Source organism: Nocardioides faecalis (assembly GCF_018388425.1).
Classification (GTDB): domain Bacteria; phylum Actinomycetota; class Actinomycetes; order Propionibacteriales; family Nocardioidaceae; genus Nocardioides; species Nocardioides faecalis.
In genome coordinates this window covers 3,527,769-3,547,526 of the sequence record NZ_CP074406.1, presented here as the reverse complement: position 1 = coordinate 3,547,526, position 19,758 = coordinate 3,527,769, and the positions used below count along the sequence as shown (strand labels likewise).

21 protein-coding genes and 1 tRNA gene are annotated in these 19,758 nt (G+C 72.8%); 9 read left to right on the top strand and 13 right to left on the bottom strand.

The features are described 5' to 3' along the window. Nucleotides 1-136: 136 nt before the first annotated feature. Entirely contained in the window at nt 137-2,245 is a 2,109-nt protein-coding gene (locus tag KG111_RS16680; protein WP_205289875.1) for a CocE/NonD family hydrolase, read from the top strand. On the opposite strand, the gene KG111_RS16675 is transcribed toward KG111_RS16680, so the two are convergent. The 6 genes from KG111_RS16675 to dcd form a co-directional block, all read right to left on the bottom strand. After that, nucleotides 2,212-3,243: a siderophore-interacting protein gene (locus KG111_RS16675; RefSeq protein ID WP_240195202.1), complete on the bottom strand. Its 1,032-nt coding sequence runs from the start codon at nt 3,241-3,243 to the stop codon at nt 2,212-2,214. The genes KG111_RS16680 and KG111_RS16675 overlap by 34 nt on opposite strands. Beyond that, nucleotides 3,243-4,088, bottom strand: coding sequence for an ABC transporter ATP-binding protein (locus KG111_RS16670; RefSeq protein WP_205289874.1), 846 nt, complete (start codon nt 4,086-4,088; stop codon nt 3,243-3,245). Before KG111_RS16670 ends, KG111_RS16675 begins: the two co-directional genes overlap by 1 nt. Then, complete coding sequence (locus KG111_RS16665) at nt 4,085-5,143, bottom strand: FecCD family ABC transporter permease (RefSeq protein ID WP_249666191.1); 1,059 nt, start codon at nt 5,141-5,143, stop codon at nt 4,085-4,087. The genes KG111_RS16670 and KG111_RS16665 overlap by 4 nt, the downstream gene beginning before the upstream one ends. Next, a complete protein-coding gene (locus KG111_RS16660) occupies nt 5,140-6,069 on the bottom strand; it encodes a FecCD family ABC transporter permease (protein ID WP_275890030.1) in 930 nt (309 codons plus the stop codon). The genes KG111_RS16665 and KG111_RS16660 overlap by 4 nt, the downstream gene beginning before the upstream one ends. Nucleotides 6,070-6,169: 100 nt before the next feature. Continuing rightward, entirely contained in the window at nt 6,170-7,228 is a 1,059-nt protein-coding gene (locus tag KG111_RS16655; protein ID WP_205289873.1) for an ABC transporter substrate-binding protein, read from the bottom strand. A gap of 90 nt (nt 7,229-7,318) precedes the next feature. Next, nucleotides 7,319-7,894 carry a dCTP deaminase gene (gene dcd / locus KG111_RS16650; protein WP_205289872.1) on the bottom strand — a complete coding sequence of 192 codons (576 nt, stop codon included), beginning with the start codon at nt 7,892-7,894 and terminating at the stop codon, nt 7,319-7,321. A 73-nt stretch (nt 7,895-7,967) separates the two neighbouring features. Here dcd and KG111_RS16645 point away from each other — a divergent pair, with 73 nt between their 5' ends. Together KG111_RS16645 and KG111_RS16640 are read left to right on the top strand one after the other, a co-directional pair. Beyond that, complete coding sequence (locus KG111_RS16645; protein ID WP_205289871.1) at nt 7,968-8,741, top strand: SGNH/GDSL hydrolase family protein; 774 nt, start codon at nt 7,968-7,970, stop codon at nt 8,739-8,741. A gap of 30 nt (nt 8,742-8,771) precedes the next feature. After that, nucleotides 8,772-8,847: transfer RNA gene (locus KG111_RS16640), tRNA-Gly, on the top strand. 33 nt (nt 8,848-8,880) lie between these two features. Here KG111_RS16640 and KG111_RS16635 read toward each other — a convergent pair. After that, on the bottom strand, nt 8,881-9,102 hold the full coding sequence (locus KG111_RS16635) for a hypothetical protein (protein ID WP_205289870.1): 222 nt from the start codon (nt 9,100-9,102) through the stop codon (nt 8,881-8,883). A gap of 98 nt (nt 9,103-9,200) precedes the next feature. Between KG111_RS16635 and KG111_RS16630 the strand changes: the two genes are divergently transcribed. After that, a complete protein-coding gene (locus KG111_RS16630; protein WP_205289869.1) occupies nt 9,201-9,833 on the top strand; it encodes a DUF2461 domain-containing protein in 633 nt (210 codons plus the stop codon). A gap of 58 nt (nt 9,834-9,891) precedes the next feature. Here the strand turns inward: KG111_RS16630 and KG111_RS16625 are convergent, their stop codons facing one another. After that, nucleotides 9,892-10,347, bottom strand: a complete 456-nt coding sequence (locus KG111_RS16625; RefSeq protein WP_205289868.1) for a nuclear transport factor 2 family protein — start codon at nt 10,345-10,347, stop codon at nt 9,892-9,894. A 138-nt stretch (nt 10,348-10,485) separates the two neighbouring features. Between KG111_RS16625 and KG111_RS16620 the strand changes: the two genes are divergently transcribed. Continuing rightward, the gene (locus KG111_RS16620) at nt 10,486-11,148 is read left to right on the top strand and encodes a hypothetical protein (protein WP_205289867.1); all 663 of its coding nucleotides are present in this window, start codon (nt 10,486-10,488) and stop codon (nt 11,146-11,148) included. A 34-nt stretch (nt 11,149-11,182) separates the two neighbouring features. Here the strand turns inward: KG111_RS16620 and KG111_RS16615 are convergent, their stop codons facing one another. Beyond that, nucleotides 11,183-11,641 carry an RrF2 family transcriptional regulator gene (locus KG111_RS16615; protein ID WP_205289866.1) on the bottom strand — a complete coding sequence of 153 codons (459 nt, stop codon included), beginning with the start codon at nt 11,639-11,641 and terminating at the stop codon, nt 11,183-11,185. Between the two features lie 204 nt (nt 11,642-11,845). On the opposite strand from KG111_RS16615, the gene KG111_RS16610 reads away from it, so the two are divergent. From KG111_RS16610 to KG111_RS16595, 4 genes are all read left to right on the top strand, one after another. Then, complete coding sequence (locus tag KG111_RS16610) at nt 11,846-13,720, top strand: acyl-CoA dehydrogenase (RefSeq protein WP_205289865.1); 1,875 nt, start codon at nt 11,846-11,848, stop codon at nt 13,718-13,720. Nucleotides 13,721-13,823: 103 nt separating this feature from the next. Next, the gene (locus KG111_RS16605; RefSeq protein WP_205289864.1) at nt 13,824-14,504 is read left to right on the top strand and encodes a hypothetical protein; all 681 of its coding nucleotides are present in this window, start codon (nt 13,824-13,826) and stop codon (nt 14,502-14,504) included. A gap of 21 nt (nt 14,505-14,525) precedes the next feature. Further along, nucleotides 14,526-15,341: a maleylpyruvate isomerase family mycothiol-dependent enzyme gene (locus KG111_RS16600; protein ID WP_205289863.1), complete on the top strand. Its 816-nt coding sequence runs from the start codon at nt 14,526-14,528 to the stop codon at nt 15,339-15,341. A gap of 55 nt (nt 15,342-15,396) precedes the next feature. Then, nucleotides 15,397-16,320, top strand: coding sequence for an oxidoreductase (locus tag KG111_RS16595; protein WP_205289862.1), 924 nt, complete (start codon nt 15,397-15,399; stop codon nt 16,318-16,320). A 21-nt stretch (nt 16,321-16,341) separates the two neighbouring features. On the opposite strand, the gene KG111_RS16590 is transcribed toward KG111_RS16595, so the two are convergent. Genes KG111_RS16590 through KG111_RS16575 form a run of 4 tightly spaced genes read right to left on the bottom strand, consistent with a single transcriptional unit; the run spans nt 16,342 to nt 19,626 of the window. After that, entirely contained in the window at nt 16,342-17,136 is a 795-nt protein-coding gene (locus tag KG111_RS16590; RefSeq protein ID WP_205289861.1) for a crotonase/enoyl-CoA hydratase family protein, read from the bottom strand. A gap of 44 nt (nt 17,137-17,180) precedes the next feature. Beyond that, nucleotides 17,181-18,689, bottom strand: a complete 1,509-nt coding sequence (locus KG111_RS16585) for a sugar transferase (RefSeq protein ID WP_205289860.1) — start codon at nt 18,687-18,689, stop codon at nt 17,181-17,183. After that, nucleotides 18,686-19,183, bottom strand: a complete 498-nt coding sequence (locus KG111_RS16580) for a glycosyltransferase (protein ID WP_205289859.1) — start codon at nt 19,181-19,183, stop codon at nt 18,686-18,688. The genes KG111_RS16585 and KG111_RS16580 overlap by 4 nt, the downstream gene beginning before the upstream one ends. Continuing rightward, a complete protein-coding gene (locus KG111_RS16575; RefSeq protein ID WP_205289858.1) occupies nt 19,180-19,626 on the bottom strand; it encodes a glycosyltransferase family protein in 447 nt (148 codons plus the stop codon). Before KG111_RS16575 ends, KG111_RS16580 begins: the two co-directional genes overlap by 4 nt. Nucleotides 19,627-19,758: the final 132 nt, after the last annotated feature.

Genomic DNA, 19,758 nt, shown 5'->3' with positions numbered 1-19,758 from the left:
CTCCCTGGGGCAGTCGGGGGCCTTCTGGCATTGCCGAAAGGGCTGCACCCCTCCTCCGGCGCCGTCCGGCCTCCGGAAAGGACCGTGACGGACGCCGCGGCCGGCTCGTTGCTCGGGCGTCATCGAGGAGGAGCCCATGCATGTCCCCGCTCGTCGCCGTCGCCGTCGCCTGCTGACCGCGCTGCTGAGCAGCGGCCTGGCGGTCGCGTTCGCCGTCCCCGCCTCCGCCGAGCTCGCCGGATCCGGCCGCGACGGCATCGGCAACGACGCCGGCACCGCCACCCGGGCCTCGGCACCCGGCGCCGGATCCGACGGCGGCACCTCCGCCCGGGCCGGCAAGGTCGACAAGCGCTGGGAGCCGTCCGCGGCGGTGCGCAAGGGCTCCACCGTCCGTGCCACACCGAAGCCCACGACGAAGCCGGGGCCGCGCGGCGACCGCACCCCGTGGACCCCGCGTGCGGCGTCGTACGCGGCGACCACGAAGACCTCCGACCTGGCGATCCGGATGGACGACGGCGTCGTGCTGCGCGGCGACCTGGTCCGGCCCGCCGGCCCGGACGGCCAGCCGGTGACCGGTCGGTTGCCGGTCGTGCTCACCATCACCGCCTACAACAAGTCGTTGATCGGCGGCGGGTTCGCCTCCGGGCTCACCGGCGCGGACTCCGACTACCTGGTCAAGCGCGGCTACGCCCAGCTCACCGTCGACGCCCGCGGCACCGGCTCGTCGGAGGGCACGTGGGCGGCGTTCAGCGAGCGGGAGGGCCGCGATGCCGCCGCGGTCGTGGAGTGGGCCGCCGCCCAGCCCTGGAGCAACGGCAAGGTCGGGATGACCGGGGCGTCGTACATGGGCATCTCACAGCTCTTCGCCGCCGCGCACCGACCCAAGGGTCTGAAGGCGATCTTCCCGCAGGTCCCGGCCGCGGACGTGTACCGCGACGTGGTCGCCTCCGGCGGCCAGATCGACGTCGGCTTCATGCCGCTGTGGATGGGCCTGGTCACCGCCACCGGGATCGTCCCGCCGGCGATCACGGCCACGGACCCGGCCTCGGGGGTCAAGGCGCTGCTGGAGCACCTGGCCGGCGCCACCACCTTCACCGCCCCGCTGCTGGCCCAGGCCGTGCTCGGCGGCGACCCGGCCTTCGACGGACCGTTCTACCGGGAGCGGTCCCCGATCGAGGTGCTCGACAAGGTGGACGTGCCGACGTTCCTGATCGGCGGCGAGTTCGACCTGTTCCAGCGGGGGACCCCGTTGGTCTTCGAACGGCTGCAACGCAACAAGGTGCCGACCAAGCTCATCTTCGGGCCGTGGGACCACCTGCAGGGCTCCTCGGGCGCCGAGGTCGGCGATGCCGGGTACGGCACGCTCGCCGAGCTCCAGCTGCGCTGGTTCGACCGGTACCTGCTCGGCCGGGACACCAAGCTCGACCAGATCCCCGCGCTGACCTACTACGAGCAGGGCTCCGGGGCGTGGGTGAAGAAGGCGAAGTGGATCGATGAGGACCTCTCCGCCCGCAGCTTCGCCCTCTCGGGCAGCTCGAGCGTCGGGGGCAAGGCCGGCGCCCTCACCACCGGCACCCCCAGTGCCGGCACCTCCACGGTGCTGCCGGTGCCCGTCACCGGCCTGTGCACCCGCTCGGCCAACCAGTGGACCGCCGGCCTGCCCGCCGCCGTGACCCGCGACCTGCCCTGCTTCACCGACAACCGGCTCAACGACCTCGGTGGACTCACCTTCGACACCGCGCCGCTGTCTGCGCCGATCCGCTTCCAGGGGCCGGTGAACGCCCGGCTGCACGTCTCGACGCTGACCGGCGACGGCATGCTGTCGGTGGCGGTCGAGGACGTCGCGCCCGACGGCACCGTGACCCGGATCAGCGGCGGCTGGCAGACCATCGCGCACCGGGAGCTGGACCCGCGCCGCTCCCGCTACCTCGACGGCAAGCTGCTGCAGCCCTTCCACCCGTTCACCCGAGCGGCGAAGAAGCCGCTGGCCGCCGGACAGGTGGCGCCGGTCGACGTCGAGATCTTCCCGACCGGCGCGAAGATCGCCGAGGGACACCGGCTGCGGATCGCGGTGCAGGCCTTCGACGTGCCGCACCTGCTCTCCACCGTCCCCGGACCTGGTCGGCCACCTCGTGCCGTTCACCCTGCACACCGGGCCCGAGCACCGCTCGGAGATCACCCTCGCCGTGCGCTGACCGGGGTGCGGCAGGGTCAGGACCGCATCGCGACGCCCTCGCGCCAGTAGCCCATGAACGCGACCTGGCCGCGGTCCAGGCCCAGGTCCTTGACCAGGATGCGCCGCAGCCCGGTCACCACCTTCGACTCACCGGCGATCCAGGCGTACAGCCCGGCGTACGGCGTGTCCGCGGGCACCGAGGTCGCGCCGACCACCTCCTCCCCGGAGGAGGAGTACGCCGGGGTCTCCCACAGCTCCGGGTCGACCTCGTCGTCGGCGACCACCGGCTCGGCCGCGGCCGCCACCGCCTCCGGGGTACCGGTCAGGTGGGCCAGCACCGCCGCGTGCACGAGCTCGCCGCGGGCCGCGCCGTCGCGGGGCAGCCAGTGCACGCTCACGCCCTCCGGCGCCCGTACGTCGTCGAGCACGTCCGCACCGAGGGGCACCTCCAGGAACACGGCCCCGGAGGCGTCGGCGGGCAGGTCACGCAGCACGCCGCGGATGGCGGGCACCGCCGTCTCGTCGCCGACCAGCAGCAGCCGGTCCGCGCCGTCGGGGGCCCACTCGATGCCGCCGAACGCGTGGCCGCGCCGCGGTGCGAGCACCATCAGCCGCTGCCCCACGGCCGCCTGCAGCGCCCACCGGTTCCCGGTGCCCTCGGGCGACCACGCAGCCGCCGGACTCGAACCGCTCGCGTCGTGCGGCTGGGTCGGCTCGTCGTCCTCGTGCACCACGATGTCCACGACCAGCCGGGTGTCGTTGCCCTCGCCGACGAGGTCGCGGATGGTGTAGGTCCGCATCACGCCGCGCTCGGGCTCCGGGATCGCGGTCCAGGTGCTCCACCAGTCCTCCGTGGCGTCGGCGAACGACGGCAGCCGGCCGGCGGCGTTGGGGAAGATGACCTTGAACCGCTGGTCGTACAGCGCGCCGTCGACGCCGATCCGGCCCACGGCGGGGCCGCCGAGCTCGACCCGCACGAACGAGGGCGAGACCCGCTCGACGCCGACCACCTCGACCTCGTCCAGGACCAGGGGCAGGGTGGCGACGTACTCGTTCTGCAGGGTCATCAGGTGACCTCCTCGTGGGTGGCGGCGTGCGCGGTGGCCGGGGTGGCCGGGGTGGTCCGGGCGGCCCGGCGCCCGATCGGCACCACCAGCGGGGTGTGCGTGACGGGGTCGTCGACGACCTGGCAGTCCAGGCCGAAGACCTCGCGGACCACCTCGGCGGTGACCACCTCGTGCGGGGTGCCGGCGGCGACGATCCGGCCGTCCTTCATCGCCACCAGCCGGTCGGCGTAGCGCGCGGCGAGGTTGAGCTCGTGCAGCACCATCACGATCGTGGTGCCGGCCTTCTCGTTGAGGTCGGCGAGCAGGTCGAGCATCTCCACCTGGTGGGCCAGGTCGAGGTACGTCGTGGGCTCGTCGAGGAGCAGCAGGTCGGTGCCCTGGGCCAGCGCCATGGCCAGCCAGACCCGCTGCCGCTGGCCGCCGGAGAGCTCGTCCATCGCCCGGTCGGCCAGGTGCAGGGTGTCGGTGGCGACGAGCGCGTCGGTGACCGCGGCCTCGTCCTCGGCGCTCCAGCGACCGAAGACGCCCTGGTGCGGCTGACGGCCGCGGCCGACGAGGTCGACGACCGTCACGCCCTCGGGGACCAGCGGCTGCTGGGGTAGCAGCCCGAGCACCCGGGCGACCTCCTTGGTGGGCCGGCGGTGGATGTCCTCGCCGTCGAGCAGCACCGTGCCGCCCCGGGGACGCAGCAGCCGGGCCAGGCCGCGCAGCAGCGTGGACTTGCCGCAGGCGTTGGCGCCCACCAGCACGGTGACCTGGCCGTCCGCGACCGCGAGGTCGAGGTGGTCGACCACGGTGCGGTCGTCGTAGCCGAGGACGAGGGACTCGGCGCTGAGCCGGCTCATGCGGCCGCCTTTCCGGCCGCTCCACGCGAGAGCAGCCACAGCAGGAACGGGGCGCCGGCGGCGCCGGTGACCAGCCCGACCGGCACGTTGACGTCGCCGATGAGGTAGCGGCCCACGTAGTCCCCGACCAGCACCAGCACGGCACCGACGAGGGCGGCACCGACGACGGTGTGCCGGCCGGCGTTGAGGGCGCGGGCGATGGGCCCGGACATGAAGCCGAGGAACGCGATCGGGCCCGCCGCGGCGACCGCGACGGCCACCAGGACGACCGCCGCGGCGAGCAGCAGGTCGGGCGCGTGGCGGCGGGTGCCGAGCGCGGTCGCCAGCTCGTCGCCGAGCTGGGCGGCCCGCAGCGTCGGCGCCAGGACGACCAGCACCGGCAGCGTCAGCAGCAGGCACAGCGCGACGATCCGGACCCGCTGCCAGTCGGCGGCCTGCAGGCTGCCGGCCAGCCACTGCAGGGCGACCTGCACGTCGAACAGCGACGCGCGGCTCATCAGGTAGTGCACCACCGAGGACAGGGCGAACGTCAGCACCACCCCGACCAGCACGATGCGCTGGGTGCCGGCCCGGCCGCCCACGGCCCGCACCACGGCGGCCGCGAGCAGCGCGCCGGCCACCGCCAGCAGCGAGATCCGCGGGCCCTGCCAGCCGGCGATGAGGACGCCCCAGACCGCAGCCGCGCTGGCGCCCATCGACACGCCGACCAGGTCGGGGCTGGCGAGGGGGTTGCGCAGGGTGGCCTGGAAGATGGCGCCGCCGGCGCCGAAGCTCAGCCCGACCAGCACGGCCAGCACCGCGCGCGGCAGCTTCGACTCCATCAGCAGGTAGCTGGCGACCGGGATGTCGGCGCCGAAGAGGATCCGGAAGAAGTCCGGCACCGTGTAGGTGTAGTCGCCGAGCAGCACGTTGGCCGCGAAGGCGCCGAGCAGCGCCACACCGAGCGCGCCGAGCACCAGCGCGTGTCGGCGCCGGGGCCGCAGGCGGGCGCGGTGCACCACGGCGGAAGCGTCGATGTCGGCCAGGTCGGGGTGGTGGTCGAAGGTGGCGCTCACAGCTTCGCCACCCGTCCCTGGCGGACCAGCCAGATGATGGCGACCAGGCCGATCAGCGTCGAGGTCAGCCCGACCGGCACCTCCGTGGGGGGCAGCACCACGCGGCCGAGGGTGTCGGCGGCGACGACCAGCACGGCGCCGTACCCGGCGCTGAAGGGCACGAGCAGCCGGTGGTCGGCACCGACCAGGCGTCGTACGACGTGGGGGACGACGAGTCCGACGAAGCCGATCGGGCCGGCGACGGCGGTGCCGGTGCCGGCGAGCAGCACGATGGCGGTCCCCACCAGCACCCGGTCGCGGCCGGTGCGGCGGCCGAGGCCGCGGGCGAGGTCGTCGCCGAGGGCGAACGAGTTCAGTGCGCCGGTCATCGCGAGCGCGAGCACCGCGCCGACGACGAGCGCGGGCAGCGCGGTGAGCAGCACGTCGGGGTCGCGGCCGGCCACGGAGCCGACCTGCCAGCGCCGGATCTGCTCGACGGCGCTGCGGTCGACGAGCAGCAGGGCGGTGGTCCAGCTGGTCAGCCCGGCGGTCAGCGCGGCGCCGGCGATCGTCAGCTTGACGGGGGTGGCGCCTCCGCGGCCGACGCCGGCGACGAGGTGCACGGTGACGGTGGCGAGCGCGGCACCGAGGAAGCCGAACCACAGGTACTGCTGCAGCGTGCTGATCCCCAGGACGGTGATCGCGACGACCATGGCGAAGGCGGCGCCGGCGTTGACGCCGAGCAGGCCGGGGTCGGCCAGCGGGTTGCGGGTGAGGCCCTGCATGCAGGCCCCGGCGAGGGCGAACGCGGCCCCGATCACCAGACCGGTCAGGGTGCGCTCGAAGCGCTTGACGAAGATCGCGTGCTCGGGGTGCGCGCTGTCGGTGATCGCGGCGGGGGAGACGAGGTTGGAGCCGATCAGCACCGACGCGGTGACGACGACCAGGAGCGCCGCGAGGAGGATCGCGGCGCTCCGGTGCAGTGACGGACCGGGCCGGGGCGTGCGCCCCGGCGCCGGTGCCGTCGTGGTCGTCGTCGTGCTCAGCTCAGGAGCCCGAGCCGTCGATCGCCGCGGCGAGCTTCGGGACGAAGTTCTCCATGGCGAACGGGATGGACAGGGGGCTGGGCGCCGACATCGGCAGCGCGATCGAGTGGTCGGCCTCGGCGTACAGGTTCCCGGAGGCGATCGCGGGGATCTTGGAGTAGAGCGGGTCGGCGGTGATCACGTCGACCTCCTCGGCGCTCTCCACGTCGGTCAGCAGCACGTCGGCGTCCACGTCGGCGGCCCGCTCAGACGACATCGTCTGGTAGAAGACGTCGGCGGGGACGACCTCCTTGACGACGTCCGGGGTGGTCAGGCCCAGCTCGGCGAGCAGCTTGGGCCGGTTCTCCTCGGCGTTGTAGAAGCCGATGGTGGAGGTGTCCGCGGGGTTCAGGTAGGCGTACGCGGCGCTGGCGCCCTCGAGCTGCGGGTGCGCCTCGCGGGCCTCGGCGATGGACTTCTCCGTCTCGGCGATGACCTCCTCGGCCAGCGCGGTGCGGCCGAGTGCCTGCCCGGCGAGCTCCACGGTGTCGCGCCACAGCGTGAACCACGGGGCGCCGGGGTAGCCGACCACGGGGATGCCGGCGCCGGTGAGCTTCTTGTAGTCCTGCTCGGTGAGCGCGCCGCCGGTGCCGACGACCAGGTCGGGCTCGAGCGCGATGATCTCGTCGGTGGGCACGCCGTCGGTCATGTCGAGCCGCTGGGGCGCCTCGGCGCCGTCGATCTCGGCGAGGGCCTCGTCGAACCAGACGGTGGAGCCGTCCTCGGTGCCGCCCCAGGTGACCTTCTGTGCGGCGATCGGCACGACGCCGAGGCTGAGCACGGCGTCGGCGTCGACGTAGTCGATGGTGACGACGCGCTCGGGCTCCTCGGGGATCTCGGCGGTGCCCAGGGAGGTGGTCACCTTCGCCGGGAAGGCATCGGCGTCGACGGAGGTGGTCGCCTTCGGTGCGGCCTTGTCGTCGTCGGCGGAGCCGGTGCTGCAGGCGGCGAGTGCGGGCAGCGCGACCGCGGTCGCGGCGACGAGGCCGGCGAGGCGGCGCAGACCAGGGAGGTTCTTCAAGGCAGGCTCGTTCCGTGCGTGAGTGGGGACGAACCCCACACTAAGGCGAGCCTTACCTAAAGAAAAGCCCCGGGTGGGACTTCGTCGTGCTCAGATCGTCGTGCGGTGGAAGCTCTGGAAGGAGCGCGACGGCGTCGGCCCGCGCTGGCCCTGGTAGCGCGAGCCGTACTTCTCCGAGCCGTACGGGTGCTGGCTGGGGGATGAGAGCCGGAAGAAGCAGAACTGGCCGATCTTCATCCCCGGGTAGAGCTTGATCGGCAGCGTCGCGACGTTCGCCAGCTCCAGCGTCACGTGCCCGGAGAACCCGGGGTCGACGAAGCCGGCGGTGGCGTGGGTGAGCAGCCCGAGGCGGCCGAGCGAGGACTTGCCCTCCACGCGGGCGGCGATGTCGTCGGGCAGCGTGATCACCTCGTAGGTGCTGCCCAGCACGAACTCGCCGGGGTGCAGGATGAACGGCTCGTCCCCCTCGGGCTCCACGATCCGGGTCAGGTCGGACTGGTCGGCGGCCGGGTCGATCGAGGGGTACTTGTGGTTGTCGAAGACCCGGAAGTACCGGTCGAGGCGCACGTCGATCGAGGACGGCTGCAGCATCGCCTCCTCGTAGGGGTCGAGGGCGATCCGGCCGGCGTCGATCTCGGCGGTGATGTCGCGGTCGCTGAGCAGCACGGAGGCACCCTATCGTCCGCCGGGGTTCCTGCCCGGCTGTCCGTGGTCGTGGTCACGGGCGCAGAATGAAGCGATGAGCCCCCGCAAGTACGTCGCCCTCGGCGACTCGTTCACCGAAGGCGTCGGCGACCCCGACCCGGCCCGCCCCAACGGGTGCCGCGGCTGGGCCGACCGGGTGGCCGAGGCGCTCGCCGCGGGCGCGGCCCGCGACGGCGCGGACTTCGGCTACGCCAACCTCGCCATCCGCGGCCGCAAGCTGCCCGCGATCATCGAGGAGCAGGTCGAGCCCGCGATCGCGCTGGGCCCCGACCTCGTCTCGATCCACGGCGGCGGCAACGACCTGCTCCGGCCCAAGGCCGACGTCGACGCCCTCGCCGCGTCGTACGACGCCGCGATCGGCCGGCTCGCAGGCTCCGGGGCGAAGGTCGTGATGTTCACCCTCGGCGACCCCGGCCTGAACCCGGCGATCCGGATCATCCGGGGCCGCACCGCGATCTTCAACGAGTTCGTCCGCGAGATCGCCGACCGGCACGGTGCCGCCGTCGTCGACATGTGGCGGATGCGCGGCTGGAAGGTCGCCGAGGTCTTCGACGAGGACCGGCTGCACCTCAACCCCGTCGGCCACCAGATGATCGCCATCGCGGTGCTCGACGCCCTCGGCCTGGCCCATGAGCTGCTTCCCCTGGGGCCGGTCGCGCTGCCCGTGCTCAGCCGGCGCGAGCAGCGCGCGGCCGACCTGGCCTGGGCGCGGACCCACCTCGCGCCGTGGGTGCAGCGCCGTGTCACCGGCCGCTCCTCGGGTGACGGGGTGGCACCGAAGCGACCCACGCTCACGCCCATCGGGTAGCATCCTCCACGCTCCGGCCAGCCGGGGCATGCGGGCGTAGCTCAGTTGGTAGAGCGCGACCTTCCCAAGGTCGATGTCGCGAGTTCGAGTCTCGTCGCCCGCTCCATGTCCCCGTGGGACACCGCCCCCGGTGACGGGCTCAGCGGCGGCGTCCGCGCAGGAAGTAGACGACCGGCACGACGCCGGCCGACGACACCGTGGCGAGCGCCGCGGTCCACAGCCGCCTCGATCCGTTCACCTCGCGGGCGTCGCGTCGGCGCAGGTCGACCAGCGCGGCCGTGCGCAGCGCTCCGTCGACGCCGGCGACCACGACGATCGCCTTGCGGGCACGGGGGGACAGGTCGCTCCAGCGCTTGGCCATGGGCACTCCTCGGGTCGGGGTCGGCAGCAGGCCCAGTATCGCGCCCGGCCGTGGGTGCCGCCCCCGGGCGGGCGTGGGCACGTCCGTAGGCTCGGGCCGTGGAGTTCACCGGCTTTCCCACTGCGGCGCTCGACTTCTACGACGACCTCGAGGTCGACAACACGAAGTCGTTCTGGGAGGCCCACAAGCACGTCTACGCCGAGTCCGTGCGGGCCCCGATGGTCGCGCTCACCGACGCGCTCGCGGCCGAGTTCGGCACGGCGAAGGTGTTCCGGCCCTACCGCGACGTGCGGTTCGCCAAGGACAAGACGCCGTACAAGACCCACCAGGGCGCCTTCGTCGCCGTCGGCCCGGCCAGCGGCTGGTACGTCGAGGTCGCCGCCCCGGGCGTCCGCGTCGGCGGCGGCGTCTATGAGGCCTCCGGCGAGCGGCTCGCCGCGCTGCGCGAGGCCATGGCCGACGACAAGGCGGGGCCTGCGCTGGAGCGGATCCTGCGCGACCTCGAGCGCAGCGGCTTCGAGATCAGCGGGCAGCGGCTCAAGACCGTGCCGCGCGGCTACGACAAGGACCACCCGCGCATCGAGCTGCTGCGGATGCGCACCGTGCTGGCCGGACGCTCCTACGGCTTCGAGCCGTTCGTGCACACCCCGGAGCTGCTCGACCGGGTGCGTCAGGACTGGCGCCGGATGCGGCCCCTGGTGAACTGGCTCGCCGAGCACGTCACGGGCTGATCCTCAGCCGGCGCCACTGTCCTCCAGGGCGACGACCTGGTGACACGGTGGGACCGCGTCAGCCGGCGGCGGTGAAGCTGGCCATGGTGCGCTCGGGCTCCCAGTAGGCCTTCATCGAGGCCACCCGGCCGTCCTCGTGCACGACGTAGACCATGATCAGCGTCGTCGTCGTGTACGAGCCGTCCGGGAACGAGGTGCGGATGGTGCCGATGTTGGCGCAGGTGTGGGAGCCCGGGTTCGCGAACGAGTCGGTGATGGTGAACTCGAAGGTGGCGATCGGTGCGATCGCCTTGTCCCAGAACGCCCGGATCCCGTCGTGGCCGTGGTGCCCCTTGCCCTCGGGGTCGAACATCGAGGGGCCCACGGGGTCCTCGATCACCGCGTCCTCGGCGTACACCGTCAGCCACTCCTCCAGGTCGCCCTTCGCGACGGCGGAGTAGGAGCGCTGCGACGCGGTCCGTGCCGGGTGCGGGTCGTTGGGCGCGTTCCAGGTGATGGCCTCGGAGGTGATCATGGCGCTCATCGTAGGGCTCATCTAGAACGTGTTCTAGTGCTGTCGTCGGGGCGTCCGTGCGTCCGGCGCCCCGCGACGTTCACCTGGCCGTGGCCCGGTCCTCACCGTCGGCTCACCTGGCACTGCCACGGTCGCGGCATGACCACCCGCGACCAGCCCCGGCGGCAGGCCTGGATCCACATCGGCACCCCCGGCGTGGGCGACGTGATCGGGCCGGCCCTCACCCGTCACCACCATGCGCTCGTCGAGCTCGGCGTGGTCACGCCCCGCAGCGCCACCGAGAGCCTTGCGGCCGCGGTCGAGGTGGCCCGCGGCCGCGAGGTCGCGGGCCTGCGGACCGTCGGGGCCGACGGGGCCGACGGGGCCGAGGAGGCCGGTGGGGCCGAGGGGGCTGAGGGGGCTGACGGCGAGTGGGCCCGGTTGCTGCGGCGCGCCGAGGCGTTCCGTGCCGACCTCGTGCTCAGCCATTCCCTGCTCGGCGACGCGGATCCCTCCCGGGTCGCCCTGCTCGCCGACGCGCTGGCCGGACGCCGCGTGCACGTGGTCGTCAGCACCGGCCGCAGCGACGTGGACGAGGTGCTGGGGCGCTGGGTGCCAGCGGTACGCCGACCGGAACGCCTGCACCTGCTGGAGACCCGCGGCCTCGCGCCGTACGAGGCCTGGCGCTCGTTCGGCCGCCTCGCCGGCTTCGGTACCACGTCCCTGCGACTCGACGCCGTGACGCACGGCCCGCGCAGTGGCGTCGCACCGCGGCATCCGGCGGGGCGAGGACTGCTCCGGCGGCGGCTCAGCCGCGTCTGACTCGCAGAGCCTCACGACTCGTGGATCGGGTGGGTCAGTGCGGGACCCAGGCGTCCTCGTCGGCGGTGCGGGTGGTCACCGCGTCCGGCAGGGAGCGGTCGGCGAGCTGCTGGATGGAGACGTCCTCGAAGACCTCGCGCAGGGCGCTGCGGGCGGCGATCCACACGTGCTGGAGGACCTCGGCGGCCTCGTTGTAGTTCACGGCCTCGGGCCGCAGGCCGTAGACGGAGACCAGGGGCCCGTCGACGGCGCGGATCACGTCGGCCACGGAGACCGCCGCGGACTCGCGTGCCATCCGCCAGCCGCCGGACTGGCCGCGCTGCGACATCACGATGCCCGCCCGACGCAGGTCGGCGAGGATCGCCTGCAGGAAGCCGTGCGGGATGTCCTGCAGTCGGCCGAGCTCCTCCGCGCTCACCGCACGACCGTCGTCGCGCGCGGTCATGGCGATGAGGGCGCGCAGTGCGTAGTCGGACTTGGCGGAGACGCGCATGGGGTCAGTCTGACAGATAGCTCGATCGAGTCACTCGACTACGCACCGCGGACCGGGTCCCGTGCGACGCGGCGGGACCGGCGCCCGGGGCTGCCCCCGGGCGGCCTCGGGGTCGGCCTGCACTTGTCGCTGTTTCCGAGGAGACGTATCATTAAGTTACTGGCGAGTAGCACGTCATCACACAGTCATAGAAACGGTGGGACAGTGAGTCACTACAAGAGCAACCTGCGCGACATCCAGTTCAATCTCTTCGAGCTGTTCAACGTGCAGGAGTACCTCGGTACCGGCCTCTTCGAGGACCTGGACGCCGACACCGCCCGCGAGATCCTCAACGAGGTGGAGCGCCTCTCCCGCGAGGACCTCGCGGCGTCGTACGTCGACTCCGACCGGAACCCGCCGGTGTTCGACCCCAAGACCAACACCGCGCCCATCCCGGACGCGTTCAAGAAGTCCTACCAGGCCTGGATGGACTCCGGCTTCTGGGCGCTCGGCCTGCCGGAGGAGATCGGCGGCCAGGCCGCGCCGCCGAGCCTGGTCTGGGCCGCCGGCGAGATGCTGCTGGGCTCGAACGCCCCGGTGTGGATGTACGCCACCGGCCCCTCGATGGGCTCGGTCATCTTCAAGAACGCCAATGGCGTGCAGCGCGACCGGCGCATCGCCGAGATCATGGTCGAGCGCCAGTGGGGCGCCACCATGGTGCTCACCGAGCCCGACGCGGGCTCCGACGTGGGCGCGGGCAAGACGTTCGCCACGCCGAACGAGGACGGCTCCTGGAACATCTCCGGCGTCAAGCGCTTCATCACCAGCGCCGAGTCGGACCTGCAGGAGAACATCATGCACCTGGTGCTCGCTCGCCCGAAGGGCGTCGAGGGCGTCGGCGGCCCGGGCACCAAGGGCCTGTCGCTGTTCCTGGTGCCGAAGTACCACTTCGACCACGAGTCCGGTGACCTCACCGGCGAGCGCAACGGCGTCTACGTCACCAACGTCGAGCACAAGATGGGCCTCAAGGTCTCCAACACCTGCGAGCTCACCTTCGGCGACCCGCAGGTCGGTGGCGGCGAGCCGGCGAAGGGCTGGCTGCTCGGCGAGGTGCACGACGGCATCCGCCAGATGTTCGACGTCATCGAGAACGCCCGGATGATGGTCGGCACCAAGGCCATCGCCACACTGTCGACCGGCTACCTCAACGCGCTGGAGTACGCCAAGAGCCGCGTCCAGGGCGCCGACCTGACCCGGTCGGCCGACAAGACCGCGCCGCGGGTGACCATCACCCACCACCCCGACGTGCGTCGCTCGCTGATGACCCAGAAGTCGTTCGCCGAGGCGATGCGCTCGCTGGTCATCTACACCGCGTCCTGGCAGGACAAGGTCGCGCTGGCCAAGGCGAGCGGCGAGCACGACAAGCTGGCCGAGGCGGTCAACGACCTGCTGCTCCCGATCGTCAAGGGCTACGGCTCCGAGCGCTCGTGGGTGCTGCTGGGCACCGAGTCGCTGCAGACCCTCGGCGGCTCGGGCTTCCTGCAGGAGTACCCGCTGGAGCAGTACGTCCGCGACGCCAAGATCGACACCCTCTACGAGGGCACCACCGCGATCCAGGGCCAGGACTTCTTCTTCCGCAAGATCGTCAAGGACCAGGGCCGCGCCCTGGGCCACCTGGCGAACGAGATCACGGCGTTCCTGGAGTCCGAGGCGGGCAACGGCCGGCTCAAGAACGAGCGCGCGCTGCTCGCCACGGCCCTCGATGACGCCCAGGCGCTGGTCGGGCTGATGATCAACGACCTGATGTCGGCCGACGCCAGCAACGGCGGCGACCTGCGCAACATCTACAAGGTCGGCCTGAACACCACCCGCGTGCTCATGGCGCTCGGTGACGTGGTCTGCGCCTGGCTGCTGCTGCGCGGAGCCGAGGTCGCCCTGGCCAAGCTCGACACCGCCGGTGCGGACAAGTCCTTCTACGAGGGCAAGATCGCCGCCGCCCAGTGGTTCGCGCAGCTCAACCTGCCGCGCGTCTCCGCCGAGCGGAAGATCGCCGAGAGCACCGACCTGGCGATCATGGACCTCGACGAGAGCGCCTTCTGAGCCTCCTCGAGCCACCTACGACGGCCGTCCCGCACCGCGGGGCGGCCGTCGTCGCGTCCGGGCGCCGGATTGCCGCCGGGGGTAGTGGGGTAGAACAGCGGGCGTGACCACGCCCGAGGACCCCACCCAGCGCGCGCCGCACAACCCGGCCCAGCCCCCGCCCTCGCCGTACGGCGCCCCGGGGCCCTCGCCGTACGGCGCATCCGGGCAACCGGCGCAGCAGTGGCCGCAAGCGGGACCCGTGTACCCGCCTGCCGGCCCCGCCCAGTCGCCGTACTCCCCGCCGCCGGGCAGCGGCAAGAGTGGCCGGACGGTCACCATCGTCGTCGGCGCCGTCGTGCTGGCGATCCTGCTGGTCTGCGGCGGCACGGTCACGCTCGTGGTGCTGGGCATCAAGAACGTGAGTGACGCGGTCGACGAGTCCATCTCCGAGTTCGACACCAACCGCCCCGGCGGCCGGGACAACCCGATCGAGGTCGAGATCGGTGAGGAGTTCGAGATCGACGGCGTCTCCTACGCCGCCGGTTGGCGCCTCGAGGCACCGCAGAACGAGTACGACGGGGACAGCATCGCCGGCCTGCGCGGCACCAACGAGCGTGACGACGAGTCCAGCGAGTCGGTCTCCTTGAGCTTCACGTTCATCGGTGCCGACGACGTGGAGATCGGCGAGGTCAGGTGCAGGTCCGACGGCACCATCTCCCACGGCAACACCGAGGAGCTGGACTGCGACGGCAACAAGCGGGTCGGCGGTGCCGAGCGGGTCGAGGTCGCCGCCTCGTACTGAGCCCGTCGCTAGCATCGCGCCATGAGCGACGCCGAGGAGCTGACCGTCCACGTCGACACCTGGTGGAGGTCGGTCGGCGACCTGCTCGCGCTGCTGGATGAGCTCGAGCCGGCGCACTGGCAGCGTCCCACGGACCTGCCCGGCTGGGACGTGCGTGCCGTGGCGGCCCACATCGCGCACCTGGAGTCGCTGCTCGCCGGCGGGCCCGAGGAGACCGCCGAGGTGCCCGACGCGCCGCACATCACCGGCCCGATGGGGCAGTTCACCGAGATCGGCGTGCTCACTCGGCGCGACCACACCCCGGACGAGATCGTCGCCGAGATCCGCCGGCGCACGAACGAGCGACGCGAGCAGCTGCGCGCCGCGCCGCCCACCGACGGCGCGAGCCCGGCCCCCGGCCTGTTCGGTGCGATCGGCTGGAACCAGCGCACCCTGCTACGCAACCGGCCCTTGGACGTGTGGATGCACGAGCAGGACATCCGCCGCGCCGTCGGCCGGCCCGGCGGCATGGACACGCCGGGGGCCCAGCACGCCGCGGACTACCTGGCGGAGGGCTTCGGGTTCGTCGTGGGCAAGCGGGTCTCGCCGCCGGCGGGCACCACCGCGGTCCTCGAGGTCGCCGGCAGCGCACCGGTCGCGGTGCAGGTCGGTGAGGACGGACGGGCGCGCCGGCTCGAGGACGTCCCCGCCGCACCCACGGTGGCTCTCGCCATGGACCGCGAGACGTTCATCGTGCTCGCGGGCGGACGGCGTGCCGTCGCGCAGGGCTCCGTCGTTTCGAGGGGGGACACCGCGCTGGCGGAGCAGATCGTCGCCCGGCTGGCCACCACTCCCTGAGCCCCACCGCCTGAGCCCCACCGCCACGCCCACCGTCGAGTCCCTGGAGGACCCCTTGACCTGGAACGTCGCCGACCTTCCCGACCAGTCCGGCCGCACGATCGTGGTCACCGGCCCCACCCTCGGCGGTCTGGGGCACCACACCGCCCTCGAGCTGGCTCGCCGCGGAGCGCGGGTGGTGCTCGGTGGACGCACCCCCGCCAAGGTCGAGGAGACCGCGCAGGCGATCCGCGCGGAGGTGCCCGACGCCCAGCTCGACGCAGTGCACCTGGACCTCGCCAGCCTCGCCTCGGTCCGCGCCGCCGCGGCCGCTGCCGAGCAGCTGGGCCCCATCGACGTGCTGGTGAACAACGCCGGCGTGATGGCGACGCCGTACTCCCGGACCGCGGACGGCCTGGAGCTGCAGATGGCGACCAACCACTTCGGGCCGTTCCTGCTCACCGGCCTGCTGTTGCCGCAGCTGGTGGCCAGTGGCGACGGCCGGGTGGTGACGGTGTCGTCGCTGATGCACAACATCGCCGGCCGGGCACCGCTGGCCGAGCCAAGCGAGGAGTCCGGCCGTTACCAGCGGTGGCGGGTCTACGGCCAGACCAAGCTGGCGAACCTGCTCTTCACCACCGAGCTCGACCGACGGCTGCGGGAGAAGGAGCTGCCGGTGCGCGCCCTGGCCGCCCATCCGGGCTTCGCGGGCACCCACCTGGCCGCCAACGGTCAGTACGGCCGCTCCCGCGGTGGCATCGCCTCGATCCTCGACGGCACCATCCGCGCGGTCTCCCAGCCTGCCGCCGCGGGTGCCTGGCCCACGCTGATGGCGGTCACCGAGGACCTGCCCGGCGACACCTTCGTGGGGCCCGGCAGGCGGGGGCAGATGGCCGGCCCGCCCCGCGTGGTCGGCCGCAGCAAGCTGGCCCAGGACGAGGCTGCGGCCCAGCGGCTGTGGGACCTCAGCGAGCGGACCGTGGACCTCACCTACCCGTAGGGAGGGTGGCCGGGCTGCGGCTCAGCGCACGCGTGGCCCGTAGACCGGCTCGCTCTTCTTGAACGCCGCCTGCCGGGCGACCTTGGTGTTCCGGGCGGCGAGCAGGATCGCCTGCTCGATGCGCTCGCGGGAGAAGGTGCGCCGGGCGGGGGCGTGCCAGGTGCCGTTGAACAGCCGCTTGGCGGCGGCCAGCGCGTCGGGCGACTTGCCCGCCAGCTCCTCGGCCAGACGCATCGCGCCGGCCAGCGGGTCGGCCTCGAGGCGGGTGACCAGGCCGAGCTCGGCTGCCCGGCTGCCGTCGAACACCTCGGCGGTCATGGTGAGCAGCTTGGCCTGGTCGATGCCGACCAGCTCGGAGAGGGCCTGGATGCCGGACATGTCCGGGATCAGCCCCCACTTGCCCTCGAGCACCGACCAGCGCGAGTCCGGGGTGGCGATCCGGAAGTCGGCGGCGAGCGCGATCTGCAGGCCGCCGCCCAGGCAGTGGCCGTGCACCGCGGCGATCACCGGCACGGGGATCCGGCGGAACGCCCAGGGCGCCTCCTGGAAAGTGTTGGTGCCGCGCCAGGGCCGCGGCACGAAGGCCTTCGCGATGCCGGCCGGGCTGCTCAGCACCGAGGCGAAGTCGAGCCCGGCGCAGAAGGCGTCACCCTCGCCGCTGACGACCACGGCGCGCAGGTCCTTGTCCCGGCGCAGCTCGTGGGCGACCGCCACCAGGTCCTCGAGGATGTCGAGGGTGAGCGCGTTGAGCTTGTCGGGCCGGTCGAGCCGGACGTGGGCGATGCCGTCGGAAACGGTGCGGGTCACGTTGCTCATGCGCCGATGCTACCGACAAGTAATGTCTCGGTCAGCCGACTGGGCTAGTAGGCGCCCCGGCCCCGCACCACGGCGCCGAAGGTGCGGGCCATGATCTGCAGGTCCAGCAGCAGCGACCAGTTGTCCACGTAGGTCAGGTCGAGGTGCACCGACTCCGCCCAGGTCAGGTCCGAGCGCCCGGAGACCTGCCACAGGCCGGTCATCCCGGGCGGCACGGTCAGCCGGCGTCGTACGTCGCTGTGGTACCTGCTCACCTCGGCGGGCAACGCCGGGCGGGGGCCCACCAGCGACATCTGGCCGCGCAGCACGTTGACCAGCTGGGGCAGCTCGTCCAGCGAGGTCCGGCGCAGCAGCCTTCCGACCCTGGTGGTGCGCGGGTCGTGGCGCATCTTGAACAGCGGCCCGGCGCCCTGGTTCTGCGTGACCAGCACGCCGAGGTGGGCGTCGGCGTCGGCGTACATGGTGCGGAACTTCCAGATCGCGAACGTCCGTCCGTCCCGGCCGACCCGCTGCTGCCGGTAGATCACCGGACCACGCGAGTTCACCCGGATGGCCAGCACGATCGTCAGCAGCAGCGGCGCCGTGAGCAGCAGTGCCGCGGCGGCGACGGCGCGGTCGATCAGCGACTTCACCGCCCGGGTCGGGCCCAGGCGCCGGGGAGCCGAGACGTGCAGCATCGGCAGGTCCTCGGTGATGTCGAGGTGGGTGCGCCCGGCGGGGGCGCGCCACAGGCCGGTCCAGGCGAAGGTCCGGACCACGTCGTCCTCCAGCGCCCACCGCAGCCGCCGCATCCGCAGCGGGTCCCAGACCGGGTCGGGCACCAGCACGACGGTGTCCGCGTCGTGCCCGGCGACGGTACGGCGACAGGCCTCGATCTCGGGATCGCCCGCCTCGCCCTCCCCGCCGTCGTCGCCGGCGGGCGGGGGGCCGGCCGGGTCGGTGTCCACCGCAGCAGCACTGGACCCGGCGGTCGGCGTAGGAGGGGTGCTGGGCACCGTGATCGGGCAGCTGGCCACCACCCGGAAGCGGTGGGAGTGCTGCGCGAGCCGCTCCGCCACCCCGGGCAGGACGTGGGCGGGACCGACCAGCACCACCCGGTGCGTCAGCCCGCGCAAGCGGGCCCCGCGGCGCACCGCCACCTCCAAGGAGCCCCGCGCGGTGCAACCCACCGCGGCGCAGGTCAGGGCGGCCACCGCGACCGGGACACCGGCGACCTTCACACCGACGACCTCGGCGAGCAGCAGCAGCCCGGTGGGCATGGCGAGCGCGACCACGAGCAGGCGACGCGTACGTGTGCCCAGCGAGCCGAACTGGCGGTACTCGCCGACCAGCGCGAGCCCGCCCAGCCAGGCCAGGGCGACCACCGGGGCCTGCAGTGCCAGCGTGTCGACCCCGGACAACCGGCCGCCGACGAAGCAGACCAGCAGCGCCGCCGCGAGGTCGGCCACCACCAGCACCAGCGTCACGCCGAGACGGCGCGGGCGCGTCGGTGCGGGAGCGGTGCTCCGAGGGTGGGTGAGGGTGGCCGGCGGCCTGGCCTGGATGACCGTCATCGGCGGACGAGCTCCTCGACCAGGGCCTCGAAGCGGTCGATGGTGCGGGTGGGGGTGCTGCCGGTCGCCGGTCCGCGGCCGGCGTGCACGGCCTCGTCGAGGCGCGCGCAGAACGTGGGGAGGTCGTACGCCGTCCGCACGGTGCCGGTGTGCTCCAGGTGCCGGGCGAAGTCGAGCTGGTGGCCGTCGACGTGCTCGCCCCAGCGCGGGTCGCGAGGCACCACGACGGGGAGGTGGCCGTGCTCCCGGGCGTCCATGATCGACCCGGGACCGCCGTGCGTCACGACGGCTGCGGCGTGGTCGAGGACGTCGGCCATCGCGCGCTGGTCGAACATGCTCTCGCCCATCAGTCCCCCCGGCAGCGGCGTGTAGCCGTGCTGGACCAGGAAGTGCGCGGTGCCCTGGAGCTCCAGCTGTCGGGCCCAGCCGAGCAGGCGGTCGAAGCGGTGGTGGTCGGTGCCGAGGAAGACCGCGACCAGGGGACCCACGCTCACCACAGGCCTCCGATCACGACGGACGAGCGGTAGAGCCGTTGCTGCTCGGGCCATTGCACCAGGAACAGGTCGGCCACCGGGCGGCACAGGCGGCCGGTCAGGGTGCGGCTGCGGACCCGGTCGTAGACCTCCAGGTACACCGTCGGTGTCGCGCGGCGGGACAGCCAGAAGTAGGGGACCGCGACGGCGGCTCCGGTCGAGAGCACCAGGTTCGGGCGGAACGACGCGAGCACCCCGCGTGCTTGGACCGAGTTGCGCAGCAGGTTCTTCACGTTGCGGGTGGTGGGGTGGTGAGCCCACGTGACGTCCTCGCCCTCGAGCTTGGCGACGGCGTCGGGGGTGTCGAACGTGACCCAGTGCCGCTCGTGCTTCTCCCACCACGGGCGCAGCGCCATGAGCTGAGCGAGGTGTCCTCCGGAGGAGGAGACGAGCAACAGACGCATGAACCGGCTCCCGAATCTGACGGGTGAAGTGTCCTGACCCTAGGAGTCCGCCACCGGCACAGGCATGCCTCAATTACGGCAAAGAGCCGCATCGTCCCGAGGCCCCGGGCAGGACGCACCGCCCGCGAACCC

Coding starts and splice junctions, on each gene's coding strand:
- KG111_RS16670 (WP_205289874.1), bottom strand. CDS start 4,088: ATGAGCCGGCTCAGCGCCGAGTCCCTCGTCCTCGGCTACGACGACCGC.
- KG111_RS16645 (WP_205289871.1), top strand. CDS start 7,968: ATGAGCCCCCGCAAGTACGTCGCCCTCGGCGACTCGTTCACCGAAGGC.
- KG111_RS16680 (WP_205289875.1), top strand. CDS start 137: ATGCATGTCCCCGCTCGTCGCCGTCGCCGTCGCCTGCTGACCGCGCTG.
- KG111_RS16575 (WP_205289858.1), bottom strand. CDS start 19,626: ATGCGTCTGTTGCTCGTCTCCTCCTCCGGAGGACACCTCGCTCAGCTC.
- KG111_RS16675 (WP_240195202.1), bottom strand. CDS start 3,243: ATGACCCTGCAGAACGAGTACGTCGCCACCCTGCCCCTGGTCCTGGAC.
- KG111_RS16625 (WP_205289868.1), bottom strand. CDS start 10,347: ATGATCACCTCCGAGGCCATCACCTGGAACGCGCCCAACGACCCGCAC.
- KG111_RS16635 (WP_205289870.1), bottom strand. CDS start 9,102: ATGGCCAAGCGCTGGAGCGACCTGTCCCCCCGTGCCCGCAAGGCGATC.
- KG111_RS16585 (WP_205289860.1), bottom strand. CDS start 18,689: ATGACGGTCATCCAGGCCAGGCCGCCGGCCACCCTCACCCACCCTCGG.
- KG111_RS16600 (WP_205289863.1), top strand. CDS start 14,526: ATGAGCGACGCCGAGGAGCTGACCGTCCACGTCGACACCTGGTGGAGG.
- KG111_RS16620 (WP_205289867.1), top strand. CDS start 10,486: ATGACCACCCGCGACCAGCCCCGGCGGCAGGCCTGGATCCACATCGGC.
- KG111_RS16615 (WP_205289866.1), bottom strand. CDS start 11,641: ATGCGCGTCTCCGCCAAGTCCGACTACGCACTGCGCGCCCTCATCGCC.
- KG111_RS16590 (WP_205289861.1), bottom strand. CDS start 17,136: ATGAGCAACGTGACCCGCACCGTTTCCGACGGCATCGCCCACGTCCGG.